We start from the raw sequence: 20,631 nt of genomic DNA, 5'->3' as shown, positions 1-20,631 counted from the left end.
GCCCGGCGGGACGGCGGCACCCGCCGGGCGCGGTCGGCCGGGTCAGCGGCACGCGCACGTCAGGCTCGCGTGCTCGGCCCGGACCTCGTCGGCCTCCGGTTGGCCCAGCGCCGCGAACTCCGCCTCGGCCGCGTCCCAGTGCCCGGCGGCGGCCGTGTGCCGCCCCAGCGCGTGCAGCACCCGGGCGACACCCAGGTGGGCGCGGGCGCCGTGGCCGCGGTTGCCCGCGCCGGTCGCCAGGTCCAGCGCCGACCGGTAGGCGTCCAGCGCGCCCGACCGGTCGCCGCCCGCCTGCGCGGTCGCGGCGCGGTCCAGGAACAGGCGGGTGCGCAGGTCGATGTTGGACACGTCGGCCGCGACCGCCTTCGCGCGCTCGTGGTGGTGCACGGCCTCGCGCAGCCTGCCCTGCGACCGGTGCACGTTGCCGATGTAGTTCAACGCGTACGCGGCCAGGGAGTCGTCGCCCAGCTCCACGGCCAGGTCGTGCGCCTCCAGGTGCGCGGCCAGGGCTTCGTCGGCCAGCCCGAGCCGCTGCTGCACCGTGCCGAGGTTGTTCAGCGCGTGCGCCAGCCCCTGCCGGTGGTCGACCTCGCGCAGCACCGGCACGGCCGCCAGGTGCCGGCGCAGCGCCAGGTCCAGGTCGCCGCGCTCCTCGTGCAGCACGCCGAGCATGCTCAACGCGTGCGCCTGGCCGCGCGGGTCGCCACCGCCTCGCTCGTACGCCTCCAACGCGGCCTCGAACCGCCCGATCGCCTCGGCGTGCCGGCCCAGCTGCGTCAGCGAGATGGCCAGCATGCTCGACGTGGCCGCCTGGCCGAGGGCGTCGCCCAACCCCTCCCACACCGGCAGCGCGCGACCGGCCGCATCCAGCGCGTCCTCCAACCGCCCGAGCCGGTCGTAGGCGGTGGCCAGGCGCAGCAGCACGTGGGCGCGGCCCTGCTCCTCGGCGGGCGCGGAGCGCACGACCTCCCAGGCCAGCTCCACGGTCTCGACCCAGTCCTCGAACCGGCTGGTGGTGTGGAAGTGCCGCCAGATCAGCACGGCCAGCCGCCACACGTGACCGGGCAGGTCGCGTTCGGCGGCGCAGCGGATCGCGGCCACCAGGTTGTCCCGTTCGGCGGCGATCCACGCGGTCGCACCGGGCCGGTCCGCGAACGCGGGCACCACCCGGCTGGTGCGGTGCACCGGGGGCAGCGTGGCCCGGTCGAACGGGTACGCCGTGCCCACCGCCTCGGCCAGGCCCACCAGGTAGAAGTCGAGCAGGCGCAGCAGGGCGTCGGCGCGCTCGGTCGGGGTGGTCGGCGGCGGCTCGGCCGCGGCGAACTCCTTGAGCGGGTCGAGCATCCGGTACCGCTCCGGCGCGACCTCCTCGACCAGGCACACCTCGTGCAGCTCGTCGAGCACCGCGCGGACCCCGGCGACGTCCCGGTCGGCCAGCGCCGCCGCGCCGACCACGTCCAGGTCCGGGCCGGGCAGGTGGCCGAACAGGCGGAACAGCTCCTGGTGCGGGGGGTCGAGCTGCTGGTACGACACCCGCACGGCGGCGGCCCCGTCCACGTCGGCGGTGTCGGCGTGCCACGGCCCGCTCTCCTCCAGCAGCCGGATCAGGTGCGCCAGCGGCCACCGGTCGTGCCGGCGGAACACCGCCGCGGCCACCCGGATCGGCATCGGCAGGTACCCGCACCGCTTGGCCACCGCGGCCACCTCCGCCGCCCGGCCGCGCAGCCGCAACGGGCCGGCGAGCGTGCGGAACAGCGCGAACGCGTCGTCGGGCGGCAGCTCGGGCAGCCGGAGGTGCTCGCCGGTGTCCGGGTCGCCGACCCGCCTGCTGGTCACGATCGCCAGGCAGCCCGACGCCTCCGGCAGCAGCGACCGCACCTGCTCGGGCGAGTGCGCGTTGTCCAGCACCACCAGCGTCCGCGTGCCGTACAGCTCGGCCTGGTACAGCGTGAACTTCCGGTTCACCGAGGCCGGGATCTGCTCCGGCGGCACGCCCAGCTCCGCCAGCAGGTGCGTGAGCGCGTCCGACACGGTCACCGGCGGCAGGTTCGGCGTGTACCCGTCCAGCCGCACCAGCAGCTGCCCGTCCGGGAACCGGTGCCGCAACCGGTGCGCCGCCTCGACGGCCAGCCCGGTCTTGCCCACGCCCGGCGCGCCGCTCACCCACACCGCGCGCCGCTCGCCGGGCGCCGCGGCGACGGCCTCGATCACCGCCAGCTCCGCCTCGCGGCCGGTGAACCCACCCGGCCGCGACGGCAGCGAACTGGCCGGCTCACCGCGTTCCGCGCGGGCGGCGAGCTTGCGCAGCTGCGGGCCCGGCTCCCAACCCTGCTCGGCCAGCGCGGCCTCGGTGGCGTGGAAGACCCGCACCGCCCCGATCCGGTCGCCGCCCGCGATCAACGCCCGCATCAGCAGCTCCGCGAGCTTCTGCCGGGCCGGGTCGGTGCGCACCACCGGCCGCAACCGGTCCCGCGCCGAGCGGTGGTCGCCCGCGTCCAGCTCCAGCTCCGCCAGGTCGCCCACGGCGTCGAAGTAGCTCTCGTCGGGCGACACCACCTCCGGGCCGCCGACCCGGTCGTGGTCGATGTCCTCCAGGAACCGCCCGCGCCACAGGTCGACGGCCGCGCGTAACAGCGTGATCGCCCGGCGTGGGTCCTCGGACCGCGCCTCCTCCGCCTCCGCGCGCAGCCGGTCGAACCGCACGGTGTCCAGCCGCTCCTCGTCCACGTGCAGCACGTAGCCGGTCGGCGTCGTCTCGATCCGCACCTCGCCGGCGTGCTGCCGGAACGCGATGCGCAGCTTGTTGATGTAACCGCGCACCAGGCCCCGGCGCTCCGGGTTGCCACCCCACACGACGTCGGTCAACTTGTCGGTGGACACCGGCTTGTTCGCGTGCAGCAGCAGCACGACGAGGACGAAGCGCTGCTGCTGGTCGCCCAAGGGCAACCGAGCGCTCCCGTGCCATGCCTCCAGCGGACCCAGCATCCGAAATTCCACGCCGCCTCCCGGTTCGCGAGCTTGATGTCTACGGCGGATGTCGCACAAGCGGCCGTCTGTGTGTCGGAATCCGCGTCGGGTCCACCGCCGGTAGACAAACACCCGCCAGGCTCCGGGTTGTCCGCAAAAGGTGTGCGAAGGAGGAGCCGATGGCGCCCGAGGTGCTGCCCTGCTACGTGGTCTGCGACGTGTCGCTCTCGATGTCCGACCACCTCGACGAGGTCAACGCCGGGTTGCGGGAGTTCCGCGGCGCGGTGCACGCCGACCCGTCGGCCACCGCGTCGGTCCGGGTGGGCGTGGTGGGGTTCGCGGCGGTGGCGACCGTGCTGCAGCCGTTGCGGCCGGCGGCGGAACTGGCCGAGTTGAGCGCGTCCAGACCCCGCACGGGGTCGAACTTCGGCCCCGCGTTCGCGCTGCTGCGCACAACCATCGCCGACGACGTGCGCGCGCTGGAAGACCACCGGCTGCGCGTCCGCCGCCCCGTGGTGTTCTTCGCCTCCGACGGGCGGCCGACCGACCCCGCGACCTGGCCCGACGCGTTCGCCGCGCTGGCGGACCCCGCGTGGCCCGTGCGCCCGACGGTGGTCGCGTACGGCCTCGGTGCGGTCGACCGCGGCACGCTCGACCGCATCGGCACGTTCCGGGTGTTCCTCGGCCAGGACGGCATCCGCCTGGGCACGGCGCTGGCGGTGTCGCTGGCGGCGCGGCGGGCCGACCGCGGGTAGGTCGTCCACGGCGCGGGCAGGTCATCCACGATGCGTCCACGTCCGGTCCACCGCCCCGGCGCACCCTGCCGGGAGAACACGGCGAGATCGACGGGGGTGGGCCGATGAACGCCTACGCGGACCTGGTCCGGGAGCTGAAGTCGCTCCGCAAGGGTCGCGGCGTGCTGGCGGGCCGGATCGGGGACCGGGTGGGCCCGGTGCTGCGGGCGACGTGCGGGGTGACCGAGGGCGACGCGCCGGGCGCCATCCGCCGCAAGGTGTCCGCCCGGCTCGCGGAGCTGGCCGGGCGGCTGCCGGAGGACCTGCGCCTGGCGACGCTCGCCGCGTTCGCGATCGAGCCCGGGGCCCGGCAGCCCCTCTACCAGGAACGGGTCTACTGGGCCGCGGTCCGGCTCGACCGCGACCCGCGCACGGTCCGCCGGCGCGTGGACGAGGCCATCGACCACCTCGCCGAGCTGGCCGCGGACGCGCCGGGCGACCGGCCGGGCGACCGGTCGGCCGACTGGCGCACCGCGGAGCTGCACGCCGTGCTGACCCTGGACCGGCCGCACCCCGAGGTGATCGAGCGGCACCGCGTCGTCGCCGACCGCGACGACCTGCGCGAGCTGCCCCTGACCCCGCCGCTGCCGCTGGACCGGGCCGGGGTGGAGGTGGGCGTGCTGTACGGCGGCACGCTGCTGGACCGGCCCACCCCCACCCTGGCCCTGCCGACCCCGGTGGCCGGCGGCCACGCGCACGACTTCGCCGTCCGCTTCCACCCGCCGACCGCCGACGCGACCCGCCCGTACCTCGTCCACGTCCCGCAGCGGCCGTGCGACCTGCTGGACCTGAGGGTCCGCTTCGGCCCGACCGCCGCACCGCCGGAGGTGTGGGCGCTGCACGGCACGGATTCGCACGAGACGACCGGGGGTCACCGGCAGCACGTCGACCCGGCCGGCGAGGTCCACGTGAGGTTCCGCCACCTCATCCCGGGACTGGCGTACGGCGTGCGGTGGGAACCGGCGGGGGAGTGACGTTCGATTCGAATCGACTCGAACGGGCCCGGCGCGGGAATGGCGCGGTGCCAACGGATCGCGGCCCGGTTTCCGTCCAGGGTGGACGGTTCGTTGGGCGAACCGGCCGACCGCGCCTAGGCCGGTCGTACGAGGTTGCGCAAGGGGTTCGGGGTGGCGATTGACAAGGGTCCGGGTGCGGCCCACAGTCTTGGGAGCGCTCCCAGATCATCACCGTCGATGGGGAAACTCCATGAGACCGCGTCTCGTCGTCCTGCCGGCACTCGCCGCGCTCGTGACCGCCCAAGTCGTGCTGACCGCAGGCTCCCCGGCCCAAGCCGCCGACGCCGCCGTCACCGTCACGGTCAACACCAGGGCCGGGTTGGAGGTGGTGCACGAGGCGGCCACCGGCGTCAACCACGCCATCTGGGACACCCACCTGGGCAGCGACGCCGTCGCCGACCTGCTCAAGGACGCCGGCGTCAAGGCGATGCGCTACCCGGGCGGCTCCTACTCGGACATCTACCACTGGGCCGACCACACCGCACCCGGCGGCTACGTGGCGCCCAACACCGACTTCGACACGTTCATGGGCGGCGTGCGGCGGGCCGGCGGGCAGGCGATCGTCACGGCCAACTACGGCACCGGCACGCCCGCCGAGGCGGCGGCGTGGGTGCGGTACGCCAACGTCGAGAAGCGCTACGGCGTGAAGTACTGGGAGATCGGCAACGAGAACTACGGCAACGGGCACTACGGCTCGGGCTGGGAAGCCGACGACCACCCCGACAAGAGCCCGACCTACTACGCCACCCTGGTCCGCGACTACGCCACCGCCATGAAGGCCGTCGACCCGACCATCAAGGTCGGCGCGGTGCTGACCACGCCCGGCGAGTGGCCCGACGGCATCACGGCCTCGGGCGACAGCGGGTCGTGGAACGACGCCGTGCTGTCGATCGCCGGTCCCGTGGTCGACTTCGGCATCATCCACTGGTATCCCAGCGGTGACACGGCGGCGGAGGTGCTGGCCAAGACCGACCGGGTCAAGGACCAGATCGCGCTGGTGCGCGAGCAGTCCCGCCGCCTGGCGGGCAAGGACCTGGGCATCGCGCTGACCGAGGTGAACACCTCGTACGGCCGCAACACCCAGCCGGGCGCGCTGTTCGCCGCCGACGCGTACGCGACGATGATCGGCCAGGGCGTGTTCAACGTGGACTGGTGGAACGTCCACAACGGCATCGGGCAGGTCCGCGAGATCGCCGGCCACACCGACTACGACGACTTCGGCCTGCTCTCCAGCGGCAACTGCACCACCGACGGCACGGTGTGCCAGCCCGCGCTCAACACGCCGTTCGCGCCCTACTTCGGGATCTCCATGGCGTCCCGCTTCGCGCGCCCCGGCGACCAGCTCGTCACCGCCGCCTCCACCGACCCGCTGGTGCGCAGCCACGCGGCGCGGCGGGCGGACGGCAGCCTGGCCGTGATGCTGGTCAACGAGGACCCGGCCGCCGCCAAGACCGTCGCCCTGCGGCTCTCGGGCTACGCGGCGACCGCCACCGCGACCGTGCTCACCTACGGCAACGGCGACTCCGCCATCACGACGACGACCGGCCCGTCGTCCTCGGCGACCCTGCCGCCGTACTCCATCACCACCCTCGTGCTCAAGCCGAGCGGCCCGGTCGGCGGCCCGGCCGCGCCCGCCCGCCCGGTCGCCACCGACGTCACCGACCGCACGGCCACGCTGTCCTGGCCCGCGCCGCCCGCCGGCGTGAAGTACGAGGTGCACCGGGTCAACGGCGCGGGCACCGACCAGTGGGGCGAGACGATCGGCACCACCTTCACCGTCGCCAACCTCGCGCCCGGCACGCAGTACACGGTCAACCTGGTGGCCCGGGACAACGCCGGCAGGGTCTCGTGGTCCTCGCCGCCGCTGACCTTCACCACCCGCACCCCGGCCGCGGCGCCGTGCTCGGTGACCTACCGGGAGAGCACCAACTGGGGCAACGGGTTCGTCGCGGACCTGGAGATCACCAACACCGGCACGACCCCGGCCGCCGGCTGGACGCTCACCTACACCTGGCCGACGACCTGGCAGCAGGTCTCCAGCGGCTGGAACGCCACGTGGTCGCAGACCGGTCAGCAGGTGACGGTCTCCAACACGGCGACGCTCGCGCCGGGCGCGTCGACCACGGCCGGGTTCGTGGGCGCCTACCAGGGCCCGAACGCGCACCCGCTGAAGTACTTCCTCAACGGCAAGCTCTGCACCACGAAGTGACGCCGGGGCCGCCCCCGCCCACGCGGCGGGGGCGGCTCGCCGCGCGGTCACTCGCCGCGGCCGCGGTCGTCCAGGACCAGCGGCTCGCGGCCCCGGACGGCGTAGCGGACGTGGGTGACGTCCGGGGTGTGCAGGACGCGGAGCGGGGTCAGCTCCAGCCCTTCCTTCGAGCCGAAGCCGAGGCGCTCGTCCAGCAGTCGTTGGCCGTTGCCCAGGACCACCGGCACGATGTGCAGCTCCAGCTCGTCGAGCAGGCCGGCGGCCAGCACCTGGCGCATCAGGGTGCCGCCGCCGGCCACGGCGACGTCCTTGCCGCCGGCCGCCGCCTTGGCCTGCGCGACGGCGCTCGCCACGCCGTCGGTGACGTAGGTGAAGCTGGTACCGCCCTTGCGCTCCAGCCGCGGCCGCGGCCGGTGGGTCACCACGAAGACCGGCGCGCGGAACGGCGGCTCCTCGCCCCACGGCACCTCGCCGCCGTCGGCCATGTTCCGGCCCATCACGTAGGCGCCGGCGGCGTCGAAGTGCTCCTGGACGACGTCGGAGTTGACGTCCCGCTCACCGCCGGCGAACCCCTGCCGCTCCCGCCACGACCCGGCGTTGACCACCCAGCGCGTGACGCGGAAGAACCCCGCGGCCTCCGCCGATCCCAGCCAGTCGCCCGGGGCACCGTCGTGGTGCGGTCCGGCGTAGCAGCCGTCGAGGGACACCGACAGCTGCGCGGTCACCTTGGTCATGGGCGTTCCTTCCTCCCGGCGACGCCCGGCGGGCTCGCTCGGGAGGGGATCGGAGCCGGCGGCGCGATTTCTACGTCGTCGCGGAAAAATCTTCGGCGGCGGCGCAGCGGGCCGCGCGCAGGAGCAGGAACCGCTGCTCGGCGACGTTCCCGGCCAGTCGCGCGGCCCGCCGGAACGCCTCGCCCGCGGCGGTGCGGTCACCGGCCCGTTCGAGGAGGTGGGCCCGCACGGCGAACAGCCGGTGGTGGCCCGCCAGCGGTCCGCGCTCCAGTTCGGCGAGCACGTCCAGCGCCGCCCGCGGCCCGCGCACCTCGCCCAGCGCCACGGCCCGGTTCAACGCGGTGACCGCGCTGGGCGCGAGGCGTTCCAACAGGTCGTAGAGGGCGAGGACCTGCGGCCAGTCGGTGTCCCGCGCCGTCGCCGCCTCGCTGTGCACGGCCGCGATCGCCGCCTGCACCTGGTACGGGCCGACCGGGTGCGTGGACAGGGTGCGGGTGATCAGGTCGGTGCCCTCGGCGATCGCCGCCCGGTCCCACCGCGACCGGTCCTGCTCGGCCAGCGGCACCAGTTCGCCGTCCGGGCCGGTGCGGGCCGCGCCGCGGGCCTCGGTGAGCAGCATCAGCGCGAGCAGGCCCGCCGCCTCGCCGGAGTCGGGCAGCCGGGCGTGCAGCTCGCGGGTGAGCCGGACGGCCTGCGCGGTCAGGTCGGGACGGCGCAGCCGGGGACCGGCGCTGGCGCTGTAGCCCTCGTTGAACAGCAGGTACAGCACGTGCAGCACGACGGCGAGCGCGCGGTCGGGGTCGGCGGGCGGCGCGAACCGCGCGCCCGCCTCGACCAGCCGCTGCTTGGCGCGGGAGATCCGCTGGCCCATCGTCTTGTCCGGCACCAGGAACGCGGCGGCGATCTCGGCCGTGGTCAGCCCGGCCACGGCCCGCAGCGTGAGCGCCATCTGCGCCGGTGCGGTCAGCGCCGGGTGGCAGCACAGGAACAGCAGCTCCAGCAGGTCGTCCCGGGCCGGCTCGGCGTCGGGCGGCGGCGCGAGCAGGGCGTCGCGCGGCACCGCCTCGAACACCGCTCGCTCCCGGCGTTCCCGGGCGGCGTCGGAGCGCACCAGGTCCGCGTACCGGCGGGTGGCGACCGTGGTGAGCCAGCCCAAGGGGTGTTCCGGGACGCCGTCGCGCGTCCACGCCGTCGCGGCGTCGATCAGGGCCTCCTGCACGGCGTCCTCGCACCGGGCGAAGTCGCCGTACCGGCGCACGAGGGTGCCGAGGACCCGGGGCGTCGACGTGCGCAGGAGGTGCTCGACGTCGGTCAAGAGCCGTCGCCGCCCGGTTCCATCAGCGGCCACACCTCCAGGCCGCCGCCCAGGCCGCGGCTGTAGCGCAGGGCGGGGTAGGACCGGGCGATCTCGACGGCGCGCTCCTCGCTGTCGACGTCGACCACGAAGTACGAGCCGACGTGCTCCTTGGCCTCCAGGTACGGCCCGTCGGTGACCACGGGCGCGCCCTCGACCACCCGCACCGCGCGCGGCCGGCTCTCCAGGCCGCGCACGTCGACCAGTTCCCCGGACCGGCGCAGGCCCTCGTTGAACGCGTCGACCTCGGTGACCAGCTCGCCGAACTCGTGAGCGTCCACGCTGTTCCACACCTGCTCGTTGCCGTAGATCAGCATCAAGTACTTCACCGCGCGCCTCCCACCGTCCGGATGCCCGGATTCTGCCTCCCGGCCCAGGTGGCGGCCGTGCGGGGCTCGGAGTTGCGCAAAATCTCCGAAATATTTGCCGGTAAATCAACGTCCTGCCCGTCGACATCTTTACTTCGGTGATGAATCGTTGCAGTTCACCGTGGCGATTGAGTTTCGCCGGATTGTCGATAGTGTCGGAGCGTGAGCCTGCTGAGGATGCGTGCCTGCCCCGCGAGCCGGGTTCGGCGGCCGGAGCTGGTGGAGCTGGTCTTCCCCGCCCTGAACAGCGCGTGGGCCATGGAGGTCATGCGCGGGGTGGTCGACTCGGGGCTGGACGTCGTGCTGTCCTCCGCCACCGGTCGCGGCACGCGGTGGGCGGACGACGTGGTGCGGGCGGGGCGCGCCGGCGTGCTGCTGGTGACGTGCCCGATCACCGCGGCCGAGGAACGGGTGCTGGCGCGGGCCGGGCTGCCGCTGGTGCACATCGACCCGGTCGGCCCGGACCCGCTCAGCGTCGGCGCGACGAACCGGGCGGGCGCGGTGACGGCGGTCAAGCACCTGCTGGCGCTGGGGCACCGGCGGATCGCGGTGGTGGGCGGCCCGCGGGACGTGGGGTGCAGCCGCGCCCGCGTGGCCGGTTACCGCTTCGCCCTCGGACGGGCGGGCCTCCCGGTCGAACCGGCGCTGGTGCGGCACGCCGACTTCACCCGCGAGGGCGGGCGACGCGAGGCGGAGGGCCTGCTGCGCCTGCCCGACCGGCCCACGGCGATCTTCGCGGCCAACGACGAGCAGGCGGTGGGCGTGGTCGAGGCGGCCCGCGCGGCGGGCCTGTCGGTGCCCGACGACCTGAGCGTCGTGGGCTTCGACGACCTCCCGGCCGCCACCCGCACCACCCCACCGCTGACGACCGTGCGCCAACCGCTGGCCGCCATGGGCACCCGCGCGGGCCGGATGCTGGCCGACCTGATCGCCGGCCACCGACCCGCACCGAACCGCGTCGAACTCCCGACCACCCTGGTCGTCCGCTCCTCCACCGCCCCGCCGAACCGCTGGTGAGGCGGGTCAGCCGGTCGTCGTGGCGGTCGTCGGCGGGACGCTCGGCCCGGTGGTGGTCGACTCCGGGGTGGTCGTCGGCACGGGGGACTGGGTCACGGTCGACGGGGTGGTGGTGGGCACGGTCGGCATCACGACGGTGAACGGGACGCCCGGCTCCTCGTGGCAGCCCCGCTCGTCGTGGACGACGCGGGGGCGGGGGTAGCGGTTGTCGTGGCGGTCCTCGCCGGCGCAGCCGTACCACGAGGAGTCGAGCGGGCGGCCGTCCTCGTCGTACAGGTGGACGTCGGTGAGCGGCTTGCCGTCCTTGTCGAAGGCGTAGATGTTGCCCGGGGCCTGCGGCGCCGGGTTGTACGACACCGGGGCGCTGTGGGGGTACCCGTCGAACCGCGTCACCAGCGTGCCGAGCGAGAGCAGCAGGATGCCCAGCGCGAACCCGGTCGCGGGCAGGCTGATCCACAGCCACCGGCGGTCCGTCCTGGCCTTCGCGCCCGCCACCAGCGACAGGGCCGCCAACCCCAGTCCCAGCGCGAGCCCCAAGGTCGGCCAGTGCACCAGCACGCCACCGGCGACGATCAGCAGCGCCCGCACCACCCACCACACGGGCTGGAAGGCCCGCAGGGAGGAGAACGCGCGGTGCAGGTCGGAGCGCCGCAGCCGGGCCAGCGCGTCGCCGAGGGCGGTGGTCTCCGGCAGCTTCGCGACCTCGCCGAGCAGGCCCTGCTGCCGGAACACCAGCAGCGCCGCCGCCGCTCCGCAGAGGCCGACCAGCACCGTCAGCTCCTCCAGGTCGCCGCGCGAGGCGGCGAAGCCGAACGCCACCACCACCGCGGCGACGAGGCTCCAGAACGCGAACCGGGCCACCAGCGCCGCCTGGCCGCCGCCCGTGCCGCCCGGCGGTGCCGCCGTCGGCGACGGGTAGCCCGCCGCCACCCGCAGCTCCTCGGCGTAGGCGCGGGGCGTGCCGAGCCGGTCCACCAGGGCGGCCAGGGAGAAGCCCTCGCCCATCTCCTCGGCGACCTCGACCACGTGCGCGCCCGCGTCGTCCATGATCTCGGCGACCTCGGCGGCGGGCAGGTCCGCCAGCGCCTCCCGCATGCCGTCCAGGTAGTGCTGGACCTCGGTGTTCGCCTTCGTGTTCATGCGCCCTCCCCCAACAGGTCGTCCAGCGCCCGCGCGAACGACTTCCACGTCTGGCCCGATTCGAGCAGCCGCTCGCGGCCCGGCTCGTTGAGGCTGTAGTACTTGCGGTGCGGTCCCTCTTCGCTCGGCACGACGTACGACGTGAGCAGGCCGGCGTTGTAGAGCCGGCGCAGGGTGCCGTAGACCGACGCGTCGCCGACGCCCTCCAGGCCCCCTTGGCGGAGCCTGCGCAGCACGTCGTAGCCGTACCCGTCCTCCTTGCGGAGCACCGCGAGGACGGCGAGGTCCAGCACCCCCTTGAGCAGCTGGCTGGTGTCCATGCGCTTCTCCCCGGTGGTGTGCGGTCGAGGGTACTACGTAATGCGCAGTACCGTGCAGACGGATGTAGTGCGCGCGGCTCGGGGCGGCCCGCCCGAGCCGCGCCGTCCTCACCGCACCGTCGGGAACTCCGCCTCCCCGGGCGCGTCGACCTGCGGCAGGTCGTGGCCGAGCCGGTCGCGCTTCGCGGTCAGGTAGCCGATGTTGTGCGCGTTCGGGCGGACCAGGTGGGGCACCCGGGCCGTCACCTCGACCCCGTGCTCCTCCAGCGCCCGCACCTTGTCCGGGTTGTTCGACATCAACCGCACCGACGCGACCCCCAGGTGCCGCAGGACGCGCGCCGCCGGCGAGTAGTCCCGCACGTCCACCGGCAGCCCCAGCGTGGTCGCCGAGTCGAGCGTGTCCAACCCCTGCTCGTCCTGCAGCACGTGCGTGCGCACCTTGGCCACCAGGCCGATCCCGCGCCCCTCGTGACCCCGCAGGTACACCAGGATGCCGCCGCCCTCGGCGACGATCCGGTCCAGCGCCGCGTCCAGCTGGTCGCCGCACTCGCAGCGCATGGCGCCGAAGATGTCCCCGGTCATGCACTCCGAGTGCACGCGCACCAGCACGCCCTCGCACCCCCGCACGGGTCCGTGCACGAGGGCCATGTGCTCGTGCCCGTGCGCCCGGAACGCCACCGCGCGGAACGTGCCGCGACGCGTCACCAGGTTCGACTCGGCGATGTCGTCGTCGTTGAAGCTCTCGTCGCGCATCCGGCTCCCTCGTCACCCCGACACCGGCCGGATCTTCACTACGCTCGGCCGGCAACTGCACCGTAACTCGCGCACTCGGCGGAGGTCACCCTGTTCAGCATCACCGTTCGCGACCACGTGATGGTCGCCCACAGCTTCCGCGGCGAGGTCTTCGGCCCGGCGCAACGCCTGCACGGCGCGACGTTCGTCGTGGACGCGAGGTTCAAGCGGGCCGAACTGGACGCCGACAACATCGTGGTCGACATCGGACTGGCGACCGAGCGGCTGCGCGCCACCCTCGCCGAGCTGAACTACCGCAACCTGGACGAGGTGCCGGAGTTCGCCGGCGTCAACACCTCGACCGAGTTCCTGGCCAAGCACGTCGCCGACCGCCTCGCCGACGCCGTCCACGCGGGATCGCTCGGCGAGGGCGCGCGGGGGTTGAGCGGCATCGAGGTCACGCTGCACGAGTCGCACGTCGCCTGGGCGAGCTACGAACGCGCGCTGTGACGGTCCACTTCGTCCTGCCCGGCGGGGTGGCCGACCCGACCTCGCCCAGCGGCGGCAACGCCTACGACCGGCGGGTGGTCCGGGAGCTGGGCGGGGTGCGCGAGGTCGTCGTGCCGGGGCCGTGGCCGCGACCGGACGCGGCGGCCCGCTCGGCGCTGGCCGCGGCGCTGGCCGCCGTCGAGGACGGTTCGGCGGTGCTCCTCGACGGCCTGGTCGCGTGCGGGGTGCCGGAGGTCGTCGTGCCGCACGCGCGCCGGCTGCGGATCGCGGTCCTGGTGCACCTGCCGCTGGCCGACGAGACGGGCCTGCCGGCCGACGTGGCGGCCCGGCTGGACGCCGCCGAGCGGGAGTGCCTGCGCGCCGCGGCCGCCGTGATCGCCACCAGCCCCGCCGCCGCCCGGCGGCTGGCCGCGCACCACGGCCTGGACCGGGTGCACGTCGTCCCGCCCGGCACCGACCCCGCGCCGCCCGCCCCCGGCACGGACGGCGCGTCCCGGCTGCTCTGCGTCGCCTCCCTCACGCCCCGCAAGGGCCACGACGTGCTGGTCCGCGCGCTGGCCGAGGTGGTCGACCTGCCGTGGACGTGCGCGTTCGTCGGTCCGCCGCCGCGGTCGCGGCGGTGGTCGGTGCGCGACCTGGTCGACCGGCACGGGCTGGGCCCGCGGGTCGAGCTGACCGGACCGCTGACCGGCGCGGCGCTGGACCGCGCGTACGCGGCGGCCGACCTGTTCGTGCTGGCGTCGCGGGCGGAGACCTACGGGATGGTGGTGACCGAGGCGCTGGCGCGGGGCGTGCCGGTGGTGGCCAGTTCCGTGCCCGACGCGCTCGGCGACGGCGGGGTGCTGCTGCCCGCGGGTGACGTCGGGGCGTTCGCCGACGCGTTGCGCCGCTGGCTGACCGACCCGGGCTGGCGGCACGACCTGCGGGAACGCGCGGCGCGCCGCCGCCGTGAACTGTCCACATGGGACGAAACGGCGGCCGGCCTGGCCGCCGTGCTGGCTACTCTGCGGCCATGAGCACCTTCGCACCGGAATGGCTGTCCCTGCGCGAGAAGGCCGACGCCGGGGCCCGCGCGCTCGACCTGGTGGACCGGCTCCGGGAGATCGATCTGAACCGGGACCCCCTCGTGGTGCGTGATCTCGGGTGTGGCACGGGATCGTTGGGGCGGTGGCTCGCCGCACGGCTGGGCGGTCGGCAGCACTGGGTGCTGCACGACCGGGACCCGCGGTTGCTCAGCATCGCGGCGGCGACGGTGAGCGGGGTGACGATCGAGGCGCACGAGGGCGACGTCACCGCGCTGACCGGCGCGGACCTCGCCGGGACGTCCCTGGTGGCGGCGTCGGCGCTGCTGGACCTGCTGACCGCCGAGGAGGTGGACCGGCTGGCGGCGGCGTGCGTCGAGGCGGGCTGCCCGGCGCTGTTCACGCTGTCGGTGGTGGGCCGGGTGGAGTTCGACCCGGCGGAGCCGCTGGACGAGCGGTTCCAGGCGGCGTTCAACGACCACCAGCGGCGGGTGGTCGACGGGCGTCGGCTGCTCGGCCCGGACGCCGTGGAGGTCGCCGCGGCGGCGTTCGCGCGGCGGGGCGCGCGGGTGACGACGAGCCCGAGCCCGTGGCGGTTGGGCCCGGACCAGGTGGCGCTGGCGGGGGAGTGGCTGCGCGGGTGGGTGGACGCGGCGGTGGCGCAGGAACCGCGCCTGGCCGCCGACGTGCCGGGGTACCTGTGGCGCAAGCTCGACCGCGGCCCTCGGGTCGTCGTGCACCACGCGGACCTCCTGGCGGTGCCGGGGTGAGGGTCTGGCCGTGGCTGCGGCTGTGCGCGGCGGTCGCGATCCTCGTCGCCCTCGGGGTGCGGTGGGGCACGGGTGCGTTCGTCGACGGGCTCCGCGCGGTCGACGGGTGGGCCGTCCTCGCCGCGACGGCCCTCGGCCTGGCGACCACGGTCGCCTGCGCGTGGCGGTGGCGGCTCGTCGCCCGGAGCCTCGGCCTCCCGCTCACCCTGCGCGCCGCCGTGTCGGACTACTACCGCGGCCTGCTGCTGAACGCCGTGCTGCCCGCCGGCGTCCTCGGCGACGTGCACCGCGCCGTGAGCCACGGCCGGCAGTCCGGCGACGTCGCCCGCGGTGTCCGGGCGGTGGTGTTCGAGCGCGCCGCCGGGCAGCTCGTGCTCGTGGCGCTCGGCGTCACCGCGGTGCTCACCGGGTCCGCGCCCGTCGGACCGCCCGGCGCGAGCGCGGCCGTCCTGCTGCTCGTGCCGCTGGTCCTGCTGTCGGCGCGGGTCCGCCGGGCCCTGCGGACGACGTGGGCGGACGCGCGGACCGGCCTGCTGAACCGCGCGGTGCTGCCCGGCGCCGTCCTGCTGTCGGCGGTGGCCTCGGCCGGGCACGTGGCGCTGTTCCTGGTCGCGGCCAGGGCGGCCGGCGTGGACGCCCCGACCGCCCGGCTGCTCCCGCTCGCGGTCCTGGCCCTGCTCGTCATGGCCGTCCCGCTGAACGTCGGCGGCTTCGGGCCGCGCGAGGCGTTCCTGGCGGCGGCGTTCGGCGCGGCGGGGTCGGGTGCGGCGGGATCAGGCGCGGTCGGGTCGGGCGCGGCCCAGGGGGTCACGACCGGCGTCGTCTACGGCGTGCTGGCGCTGATCGGCAGCCTGCCCGGGGTGCTGGTGCTGTTCCGGCGCGGACCGGAGCGCCGCCAGGTGCGGCCCGAACGCCTCGACCAGCGCGGCGAGCACGTCCCGGCCCTTGTCCGCTGACGCGAGCGAGGGCCGCCCGACCACGCCGGACGCGGTGTAGGGCGCGAGGCCCAGCGTCAGCAGGTGCGGCCGGTCGTCGGCCAGGTGGTCGGCGGTCTCGTAGCCGGGTCTCACCAGCTCCGGGTGGGCGTGCAGGAGGATCGACGTCTCCAGCTCGCCCGCGTGCATGTCGCCGCGCGAGGTCGTCGCGAGCCCCGCCGCCGCCCGTGCCGCGGTCCAGTCGGCGCTGCTCGGGAACAACGCCATCCCGTCGGACTCCTGCACCACGTTGGCCAGCACGTAGTTCCCGCCGTGCCCGCTGACCAGCACCAGGTTCGGCACGCCGGACCGGCGCAGCGAGTCCGCCACGTCGCGCACCACCGAGTACAGCGTCCGCGCCGAGATGCTCACCGTGCCGGGCCAGGCCGCGTGCTCGTGCGAGCAGGAGATCGCGATCGGCGGCAGCAGCTGCACCGGGTGCGCGTCGGCGACGGCCCGGGCGACCGCGCAGGCGACGACCGTGTCCGTGGCCAGCGGCAGGTACGGGCCGTGCTGCTCGTGGCTGCCGACGGGCAGCAACGCCACCGCCGCCGCCCGCGCCCGCACGTCCTCGGTGGTGTCAGGCAGGTACATGCCCGGCACCGTAGTCAACGCGGTGGCACAGGGCCCGCAGGTCGCCGCGCGCCAGCTCCGGCAGCACGGACGGCAGGTCGTCGAACGGGCTCTCGCCGGTGATCAGCGCGTCGAACGCGGGGTCGGCGAGCAGGTCCAGCGCCAGCGCCATCCGCTCGGCGTGGCTGCGGTCCGGCCGCGCGACCACGCCCACCTGGCTGCTGCGCAACCGCAGCCGCCGCGAGTGGAAGAACTCGCCCAGCGGCACCGACACCGGCCGGTCGCCGTACCAGCTCAGCTCCACCACCTGCCCGTCCGGCGCGAGCAGCGCCAACGACCGGGCCAACCCCTCCTCGGACGCGCTCGCGTGCACGACCAGGTCGCACCCGCCCTCCGCCGCCTCCGGCAGGGCGAAGTCCACGCCCAGCGCGGCGGCCACCGACGCGCGGCCGGGGTCGGCGTCGACCAGTTGCAGCCGCACGCCCGGGAAGCGGGCCAGCACGGCGGCCACGGCGCAGCCCACCATCCCGCCGCCGACCACCGCGATCCGGTCGCCGATCAGCGGCTTGGCGTCCCACAGCGCGTTCACGGCCGTCTCGACCGTCCCGGCCAGCACGGCGCGGGCGGCGGGGACCCGGTCGGGCACGGGCGTCACCGCGTCGGCGGGCACCACGTAGTGCGTCTGGTGCGGGTAGAGGCAGAACACCGTGCGGCCGAGCAGCGGACCCCGTTCCACCACGCCCACGTTCAGGTAGCCGTACTTCACCGGCCACGGGAACCCGCCGTCCTGGAACGGCGCGCGCATCACGTCGTGCTGGCTCTCGGGCACGCCGCCGCGCAGCACCAGGCTCTCCGTGCCCCGGCTGATCCCCGAGTACAGCGTCCGGACCAGCACGTCGTCCGGTCCGGGCTCGGGCACGGCCACGGTCCGGATCTCGCAGTTCCCGGCCGAGGTGAACCACAGGGCCCTCGCGGTGCGTGTCACCTGTTACAACCTCCGGACGACGAGGGGCACGATGACGACACTCCACCACAGCGCGGCCCCGGCGGTTCGCGAGCCCGCCGCCTGGGCCGGTCTCCAGGTCATCCTGCTCGGCGTGCTGGGGCACACCGCCGGCCTCGGGCCGCTCGGGTGGCTCGCGGGCACGGCGTTCGCGGTGGGCACGTCCGCGCTGCTCGGCGGCGCGGTGCAGCGGTCCGCCCGCCGCGCGCTCGGGCCCGCCGACCGCGTGACCCTGGCCAGGGCGCTGCTGGTCGGCGGCGTCACGGCGCTGGTCGCCGACGGCGGGCGGGAGACGGCCCTGATCGTCGTGCTCGCCGCCGTGGCCCTGGCGCTGGACTTCGTGGACGGCCAGGTGGCCCGGCGCACGGGCACGGCGTCGGAGCTGGGCGCGCGGTTCGACATGGAGGTCGACGCGTTCCTGATCCTGGTGCTGAGCGCGCACGTCGCCGCGACCCTCGGACCGTGGGTGCCGGTGATCGGCGCGCTGCGGTACGCGTTCGTGGTGGCGTCCTGGTGCCTGGTCCGGCTGCGCGGCGCGTTGCCGCCGAGCCGGGCGCGCAAGGTGGTGGCGGCGGCGCAGGGCGTCGCGCTGGTCGTCGCCGCGTCCGGCCTGCTCCCGCACCCGGCCGCGTTCGTGGGGCTCGCGCTGGCCGCGCTCGTCTGGTCGTTCGGCCGGGACGTCGTCCACCTGTGGCGCGGAGCCGAGCGGGTCCACCGCGCCTGACGCGCGCGGGTGCCGGCCGGCGGTCAGCTCTTGGGGAAGTAGCGCAGCACCGCGACGTCGCCCAGCTTGGCCACGTCGGCCAGGTGGAAGCGGCGCGCCGGACCGCCCGGGAACTCGGCCGGGTTGACGAAGCGCGGCGCGGCGGCCTGCCCGATCAGCATCGGCGCGACCGCCATGCGGATCTCGTCGGCCAACCCGGCGGCCAGGAACGCGGTGTGGATCGTGCCGCCGCCCTCCACCATCAGCCGGTCGACCCCGCGTGCGCCGAGGTCGTCCAGCAACGCCCCGAAGTCGACGGCGCCGCCCAGCGGCACCACCTCCGCCAGGTCGCCGACCGCCGCGGTGGCCCGCGCCCGGCCGGAGTCGGTGGTGTAGACGAGCTTGTCGCCGCCGCGGTGCCAGAAGTCGTGCCGCCGGTCGAGGTCGCCGGACGCGGTCACGGTGACCTTCACCGGGTGCTCGGGGCGGCCCCGGGCCACCCGGTCGGCCCGGCGGCGCGGGTGGCGGACCAGCAGGCGCGGGTTGTCGCGGCGGATCGTGGTCGCGCCGACGAGGATCGCGCCGGACTCCGCCCGCGCCTGGTCGACGTGGTCGAAGTCCTCCGCGTTGGACAGCGGGAACCGTTGCGCGCCGCGGTCGTCGATGTAGCCGTCCACGCTGACGGCCACGCTGAGCAGGACGTACGGACGGGTCACGGCCACCACCGTACCGACGGCTGAACCGCGCGGGGTGCGCGTGCGTTCTACCCCGGTGGGACGACCGGAGGGGACCGCATGACCGAGACCCGGGTGGACCGCCGCGGCCGGCGGGTGGTCGTCACCGCCCTGGCCGCGCTGCTGGTGCTGGCCGCGCTGCTGCTGCCCGACGACGTCGCCTCGTTGACGCCCGCCGCGTTCCTGCGCCTGCCGGTGGAGGCGCTGCCGGCCGCGGCGCTGGTGCTGGTGCTGCCCGAACGCGCGCGTCGCGTGGTCGTGCCCGTCGGTGGCGCGCTGCTGGGCCTGCTGCTGGTGCTGAAGGCGCTGGACCTCGGGTTCGACGCGGTGCTCTACCGGCCGTTCGACCCGGTGCTGGACTGGCCGCTGCTCGCACCCGCGGTCGACTACGTGGACGTGACGGCGGGTCGGTTCGCGGCGGTGGCGGTCGTGGTGGCGGCCGTGCTGCTCGCGGTCGCGGTGGTGGTCCTCATGGCGCGGTCCGCGGCACGGCTGGGCGAGGTCGTCGGACGCCATCGCCGCGTCGTGGCGCGGGTGCTCGCCGTGCTCGCGGTCGGGTGGCTGACCCTGGCCGGCGTCCACGCCACGTCGATCGGGCCGATCACCTCCCGCAGCACGGCGGCGTTCGCCTACGACCAGGTTCACCGGGTGCGGGCCGGGCTGCGCGACCGGGAGGAGTTCGCGGCGCGGTCGGCGGTCGACCCGTTCGCCGGCGCGGCGGGCGCGGACCTGCTGACCGGGTTGCGCGGCAAGGACGTGCTGCTGGTGTTCGTGGAGAGCTACGGGCGCGCGGCGGTGGCGCACCCGGACATCGCGCCGCGCGTCGGCCCGGCGCTCGACGCGGGCACCGCGCGACTGGCCGCCGCCGGGTACCACGCGCGCAGCGCGTTCCTCACCTCGCCGACGGCGGGCGGCGGGAGCTGGCTCGCCCAGGCCACCCTGCTGTCCGGGCTGTGGGTCGACAACCAGCAGCGCTACCGCACGCTGGTGGCGAGCGACCGGTTGCCGCTGGGCGGCGCGTTCCGCCGCGCGGGGTGGCGCTCGGTGGGCGTGCTCCCCGGCATCACGAGGGCGTGGCCGGAGGGCGGGTTCTTCGACTACGACCGGATCTACGCCTTCGACGACCTCGACTACCGCGGCCCGCGCTTCGGCTACGCGACCACCCCCGACGAGTTCACCCTGGCCAGGTTCCAGCGGTTCGAGCGCACCGGGGAGCACGCGCCGGTGATGGCGGCGATCGCCCTGCTGTCGAGCCACGCGCCGTGGTCGCCCGCGCCGACGGCGGTCGGCTGGGACCACCTCGGCGACGGTTCGGTGTTCGCGTCGATGGCCTCGGGCGAGGCGCCGGCGGAGGCCGTGTTCGGCCGCGACCCGGCGCTGGTGCGCGCCGACTACGCCAAGACCGTCGAGTACTCGGTGGGCTCCCTCGTGTCCTACGTGGAGACCTACGGCGACGACGACCTAGTGCTGGTGTTCCTCGGCGACCACCAGCCGGCGCCGTTCGTCACCGGTCCGGACGCGGGCCGCGACGTGCCGATCAGCATCGTCGCGCGCGACCGGGCGGTGCTGGACCGGACCTCGTCCTGGGGCTGGACCGACGGGCTGCGCCCGGACCCGCGAGCACCCGTGCGCCCCATGGACGGCTTCCGCGACCAGTTCCTCGCCACGTTCCGGTGATCGGTTCCACCCCA

19 protein-coding genes and 1 pseudogene are annotated in these 20,631 nt (G+C 75.2%); 10 read left to right on the top strand and 10 right to left on the bottom strand.

Translation table 11 applies throughout. From position 1 onward, the window contains the following. Nucleotides 1–42 precede the first annotated feature (42 nt). On the bottom strand, nt 43–2,985 hold the full coding sequence (locus ACIGNX_RS06030; protein ID WP_396536797.1) for a tetratricopeptide repeat protein: 2,943 nt from the start codon (nt 2,983–2,985) through the stop codon (nt 43–45). Between the two features lie 161 nt (nt 2,986–3,146). On the opposite strand from ACIGNX_RS06030, the gene ACIGNX_RS06025 reads away from it, so the two are divergent. From ACIGNX_RS06025 to ACIGNX_RS06015, 3 genes are all read left to right on the top strand, one after another. Then, entirely contained in the window at nt 3,147–3,722 is a 576-nt protein-coding gene (locus tag ACIGNX_RS06025) for a VWA domain-containing protein (RefSeq protein WP_396536795.1), read from the top strand. A 104-nt stretch (nt 3,723–3,826) separates the two neighbouring features. Then, entirely contained in the window at nt 3,827–4,735 is a 909-nt protein-coding gene (locus ACIGNX_RS06020; protein ID WP_396536793.1) for a hypothetical protein, read from the top strand. 232 nt (nt 4,736–4,967) lie between these two features. Continuing rightward, nucleotides 4,968–6,986 carry a cellulose binding domain-containing protein gene (locus ACIGNX_RS06015; protein WP_396536791.1) on the top strand — a complete coding sequence of 673 codons (2,019 nt, stop codon included), beginning with the start codon at nt 4,968–4,970 and terminating at the stop codon, nt 6,984–6,986. 47 nt (nt 6,987–7,033) lie between these two features. Here ACIGNX_RS06015 and ACIGNX_RS06010 read toward each other — a convergent pair whose 3' ends face one another. The 3 genes from ACIGNX_RS06010 to ACIGNX_RS06000 all read right to left on the bottom strand — a co-directional run bounded on the left by ACIGNX_RS06010 (nt 7,034) and on the right by ACIGNX_RS06000 (nt 9,403). Next, a complete protein-coding gene (locus ACIGNX_RS06010) occupies nt 7,034–7,720 on the bottom strand; it encodes a dihydrofolate reductase family protein (RefSeq protein WP_396536789.1) in 687 nt (228 codons plus the stop codon). A gap of 70 nt (nt 7,721–7,790) precedes the next feature. Then, nucleotides 7,791–9,035 (bottom strand): RNA polymerase sigma factor, encoded by a 1,245-nt coding sequence (locus tag ACIGNX_RS06005; RefSeq protein ID WP_396536787.1) that lies wholly within the window; start codon nt 9,033–9,035, stop codon nt 7,791–7,793. Beyond that, the gene (locus tag ACIGNX_RS06000; protein WP_396536785.1) at nt 9,032–9,403 is read right to left on the bottom strand and encodes a YciI family protein; all 372 of its coding nucleotides are present in this window, start codon (nt 9,401–9,403) and stop codon (nt 9,032–9,034) included. Before ACIGNX_RS06000 ends, ACIGNX_RS06005 begins: the two co-directional genes overlap by 4 nt. Before the next feature lie 201 nt (nt 9,404–9,604). Here ACIGNX_RS06000 and ACIGNX_RS05995 point away from each other — a divergent pair, with 201 nt between their 5' ends. Further along, the gene (locus tag ACIGNX_RS05995) at nt 9,605–10,459 is read left to right on the top strand and encodes a substrate-binding domain-containing protein (RefSeq protein ID WP_396536783.1); all 855 of its coding nucleotides are present in this window, start codon (nt 9,605–9,607) and stop codon (nt 10,457–10,459) included. A gap of 6 nt (nt 10,460–10,465) precedes the next feature. On the opposite strand, the gene ACIGNX_RS05990 is transcribed toward ACIGNX_RS05995, so the two are convergent. From ACIGNX_RS05990 to ACIGNX_RS05980, 3 genes are all read right to left on the bottom strand, one after another. Then, nucleotides 10,466–11,599, bottom strand: coding sequence for an HAAS signaling domain-containing protein (locus ACIGNX_RS05990; RefSeq protein WP_396536781.1), 1,134 nt, complete (start codon nt 11,597–11,599; stop codon nt 10,466–10,468). Beyond that, a complete protein-coding gene (locus tag ACIGNX_RS05985) occupies nt 11,596–11,919 on the bottom strand; it encodes a PadR family transcriptional regulator (RefSeq protein ID WP_396536779.1) in 324 nt (107 codons plus the stop codon). The genes ACIGNX_RS05990 and ACIGNX_RS05985 overlap by 4 nt, the downstream gene beginning before the upstream one ends. 108 nt (nt 11,920–12,027) lie before the next feature. Next, nucleotides 12,028–12,672, bottom strand: a complete 645-nt coding sequence (locus tag ACIGNX_RS05980; protein WP_396536777.1) for a GTP cyclohydrolase II — start codon at nt 12,670–12,672, stop codon at nt 12,028–12,030. 90 nt (nt 12,673–12,762) lie between these two features. Between ACIGNX_RS05980 and ACIGNX_RS05975 the strand changes: the two genes are divergently transcribed. The 4 genes and pseudogenes from ACIGNX_RS05975 to ACIGNX_RS05960 all read left to right on the top strand — a co-directional run. Next, nucleotides 12,763–13,161, top strand: a complete 399-nt coding sequence (locus ACIGNX_RS05975) for a 6-pyruvoyl trahydropterin synthase family protein (RefSeq protein ID WP_396537002.1) — start codon at nt 12,763–12,765, stop codon at nt 13,159–13,161. Beyond that, nucleotides 13,158–14,177, top strand: coding sequence for a glycosyltransferase family 4 protein (locus ACIGNX_RS05970; RefSeq protein WP_396536775.1), 1,020 nt, complete (start codon nt 13,158–13,160; stop codon nt 14,175–14,177). The genes ACIGNX_RS05975 and ACIGNX_RS05970 overlap by 4 nt, the downstream gene beginning before the upstream one ends. Then, on the top strand, nt 14,174–14,953 hold the full coding sequence (locus ACIGNX_RS05965) for a class I SAM-dependent methyltransferase (RefSeq protein ID WP_396536773.1): 780 nt from the start codon (nt 14,174–14,176) through the stop codon (nt 14,951–14,953). The genes ACIGNX_RS05970 and ACIGNX_RS05965 overlap by 4 nt, the downstream gene beginning before the upstream one ends. After that, nucleotides 14,884–15,678: pseudogene (locus tag ACIGNX_RS05960) on the top strand (lysylphosphatidylglycerol synthase transmembrane domain-containing protein); the annotation flags it as partial. The gene ACIGNX_RS05965 and the pseudogene ACIGNX_RS05960, both read left to right, overlap by 70 nt. A 48-nt stretch (nt 15,679–15,726) precedes the next feature. On the opposite strand, the gene ACIGNX_RS05955 reads toward ACIGNX_RS05960, so the two are convergent. Both ACIGNX_RS05955 and ACIGNX_RS05950 read right to left on the bottom strand, forming a co-directional pair. Continuing rightward, on the bottom strand, nt 15,727–16,521 hold the full coding sequence (locus ACIGNX_RS05955) for a creatininase family protein (RefSeq protein ID WP_396536771.1): 795 nt from the start codon (nt 16,519–16,521) through the stop codon (nt 15,727–15,729). After that, entirely contained in the window at nt 16,508–17,485 is a 978-nt protein-coding gene (locus tag ACIGNX_RS05950) for a zinc-binding alcohol dehydrogenase (protein ID WP_396536769.1), read from the bottom strand. The genes ACIGNX_RS05955 and ACIGNX_RS05950 overlap by 14 nt, the downstream gene beginning before the upstream one ends. 31 nt (nt 17,486–17,516) lie before the next feature. On the opposite strand from ACIGNX_RS05950, the gene ACIGNX_RS05945 reads away from it, so the two are divergent. Beyond that, entirely contained in the window at nt 17,517–18,227 is a 711-nt protein-coding gene (locus ACIGNX_RS05945; protein ID WP_396536767.1) for a CDP-alcohol phosphatidyltransferase family protein, read from the top strand. Nucleotides 18,228–18,250: 23 nt separating this feature from the next. Here the strand turns inward: ACIGNX_RS05945 and ACIGNX_RS05940 are convergent, their stop codons facing one another. Beyond that, nucleotides 18,251–18,922 carry a RibD family protein gene (locus tag ACIGNX_RS05940; protein WP_396536765.1) on the bottom strand — a complete coding sequence of 224 codons (672 nt, stop codon included), beginning with the start codon at nt 18,920–18,922 and terminating at the stop codon, nt 18,251–18,253. A gap of 78 nt (nt 18,923–19,000) precedes the next feature. Between ACIGNX_RS05940 and ACIGNX_RS05935 the strand changes: the two genes are divergently transcribed. Beyond that, nucleotides 19,001–20,617, top strand: a complete 1,617-nt coding sequence (locus tag ACIGNX_RS05935) for a sulfatase-like hydrolase/transferase (RefSeq protein ID WP_396536764.1) — start codon at nt 19,001–19,003, stop codon at nt 20,615–20,617. Nucleotides 20,618–20,631 lie beyond the last annotated feature (14 nt).

This window comes from Actinosynnema sp. NPDC053489 (assembly GCF_044544865.1).
Taxonomy (GTDB): domain Bacteria; phylum Actinomycetota; class Actinomycetes; order Mycobacteriales; family Pseudonocardiaceae; genus Actinosynnema.
This window is presented reverse-complemented; position numbering and strand designations above follow the sequence as displayed.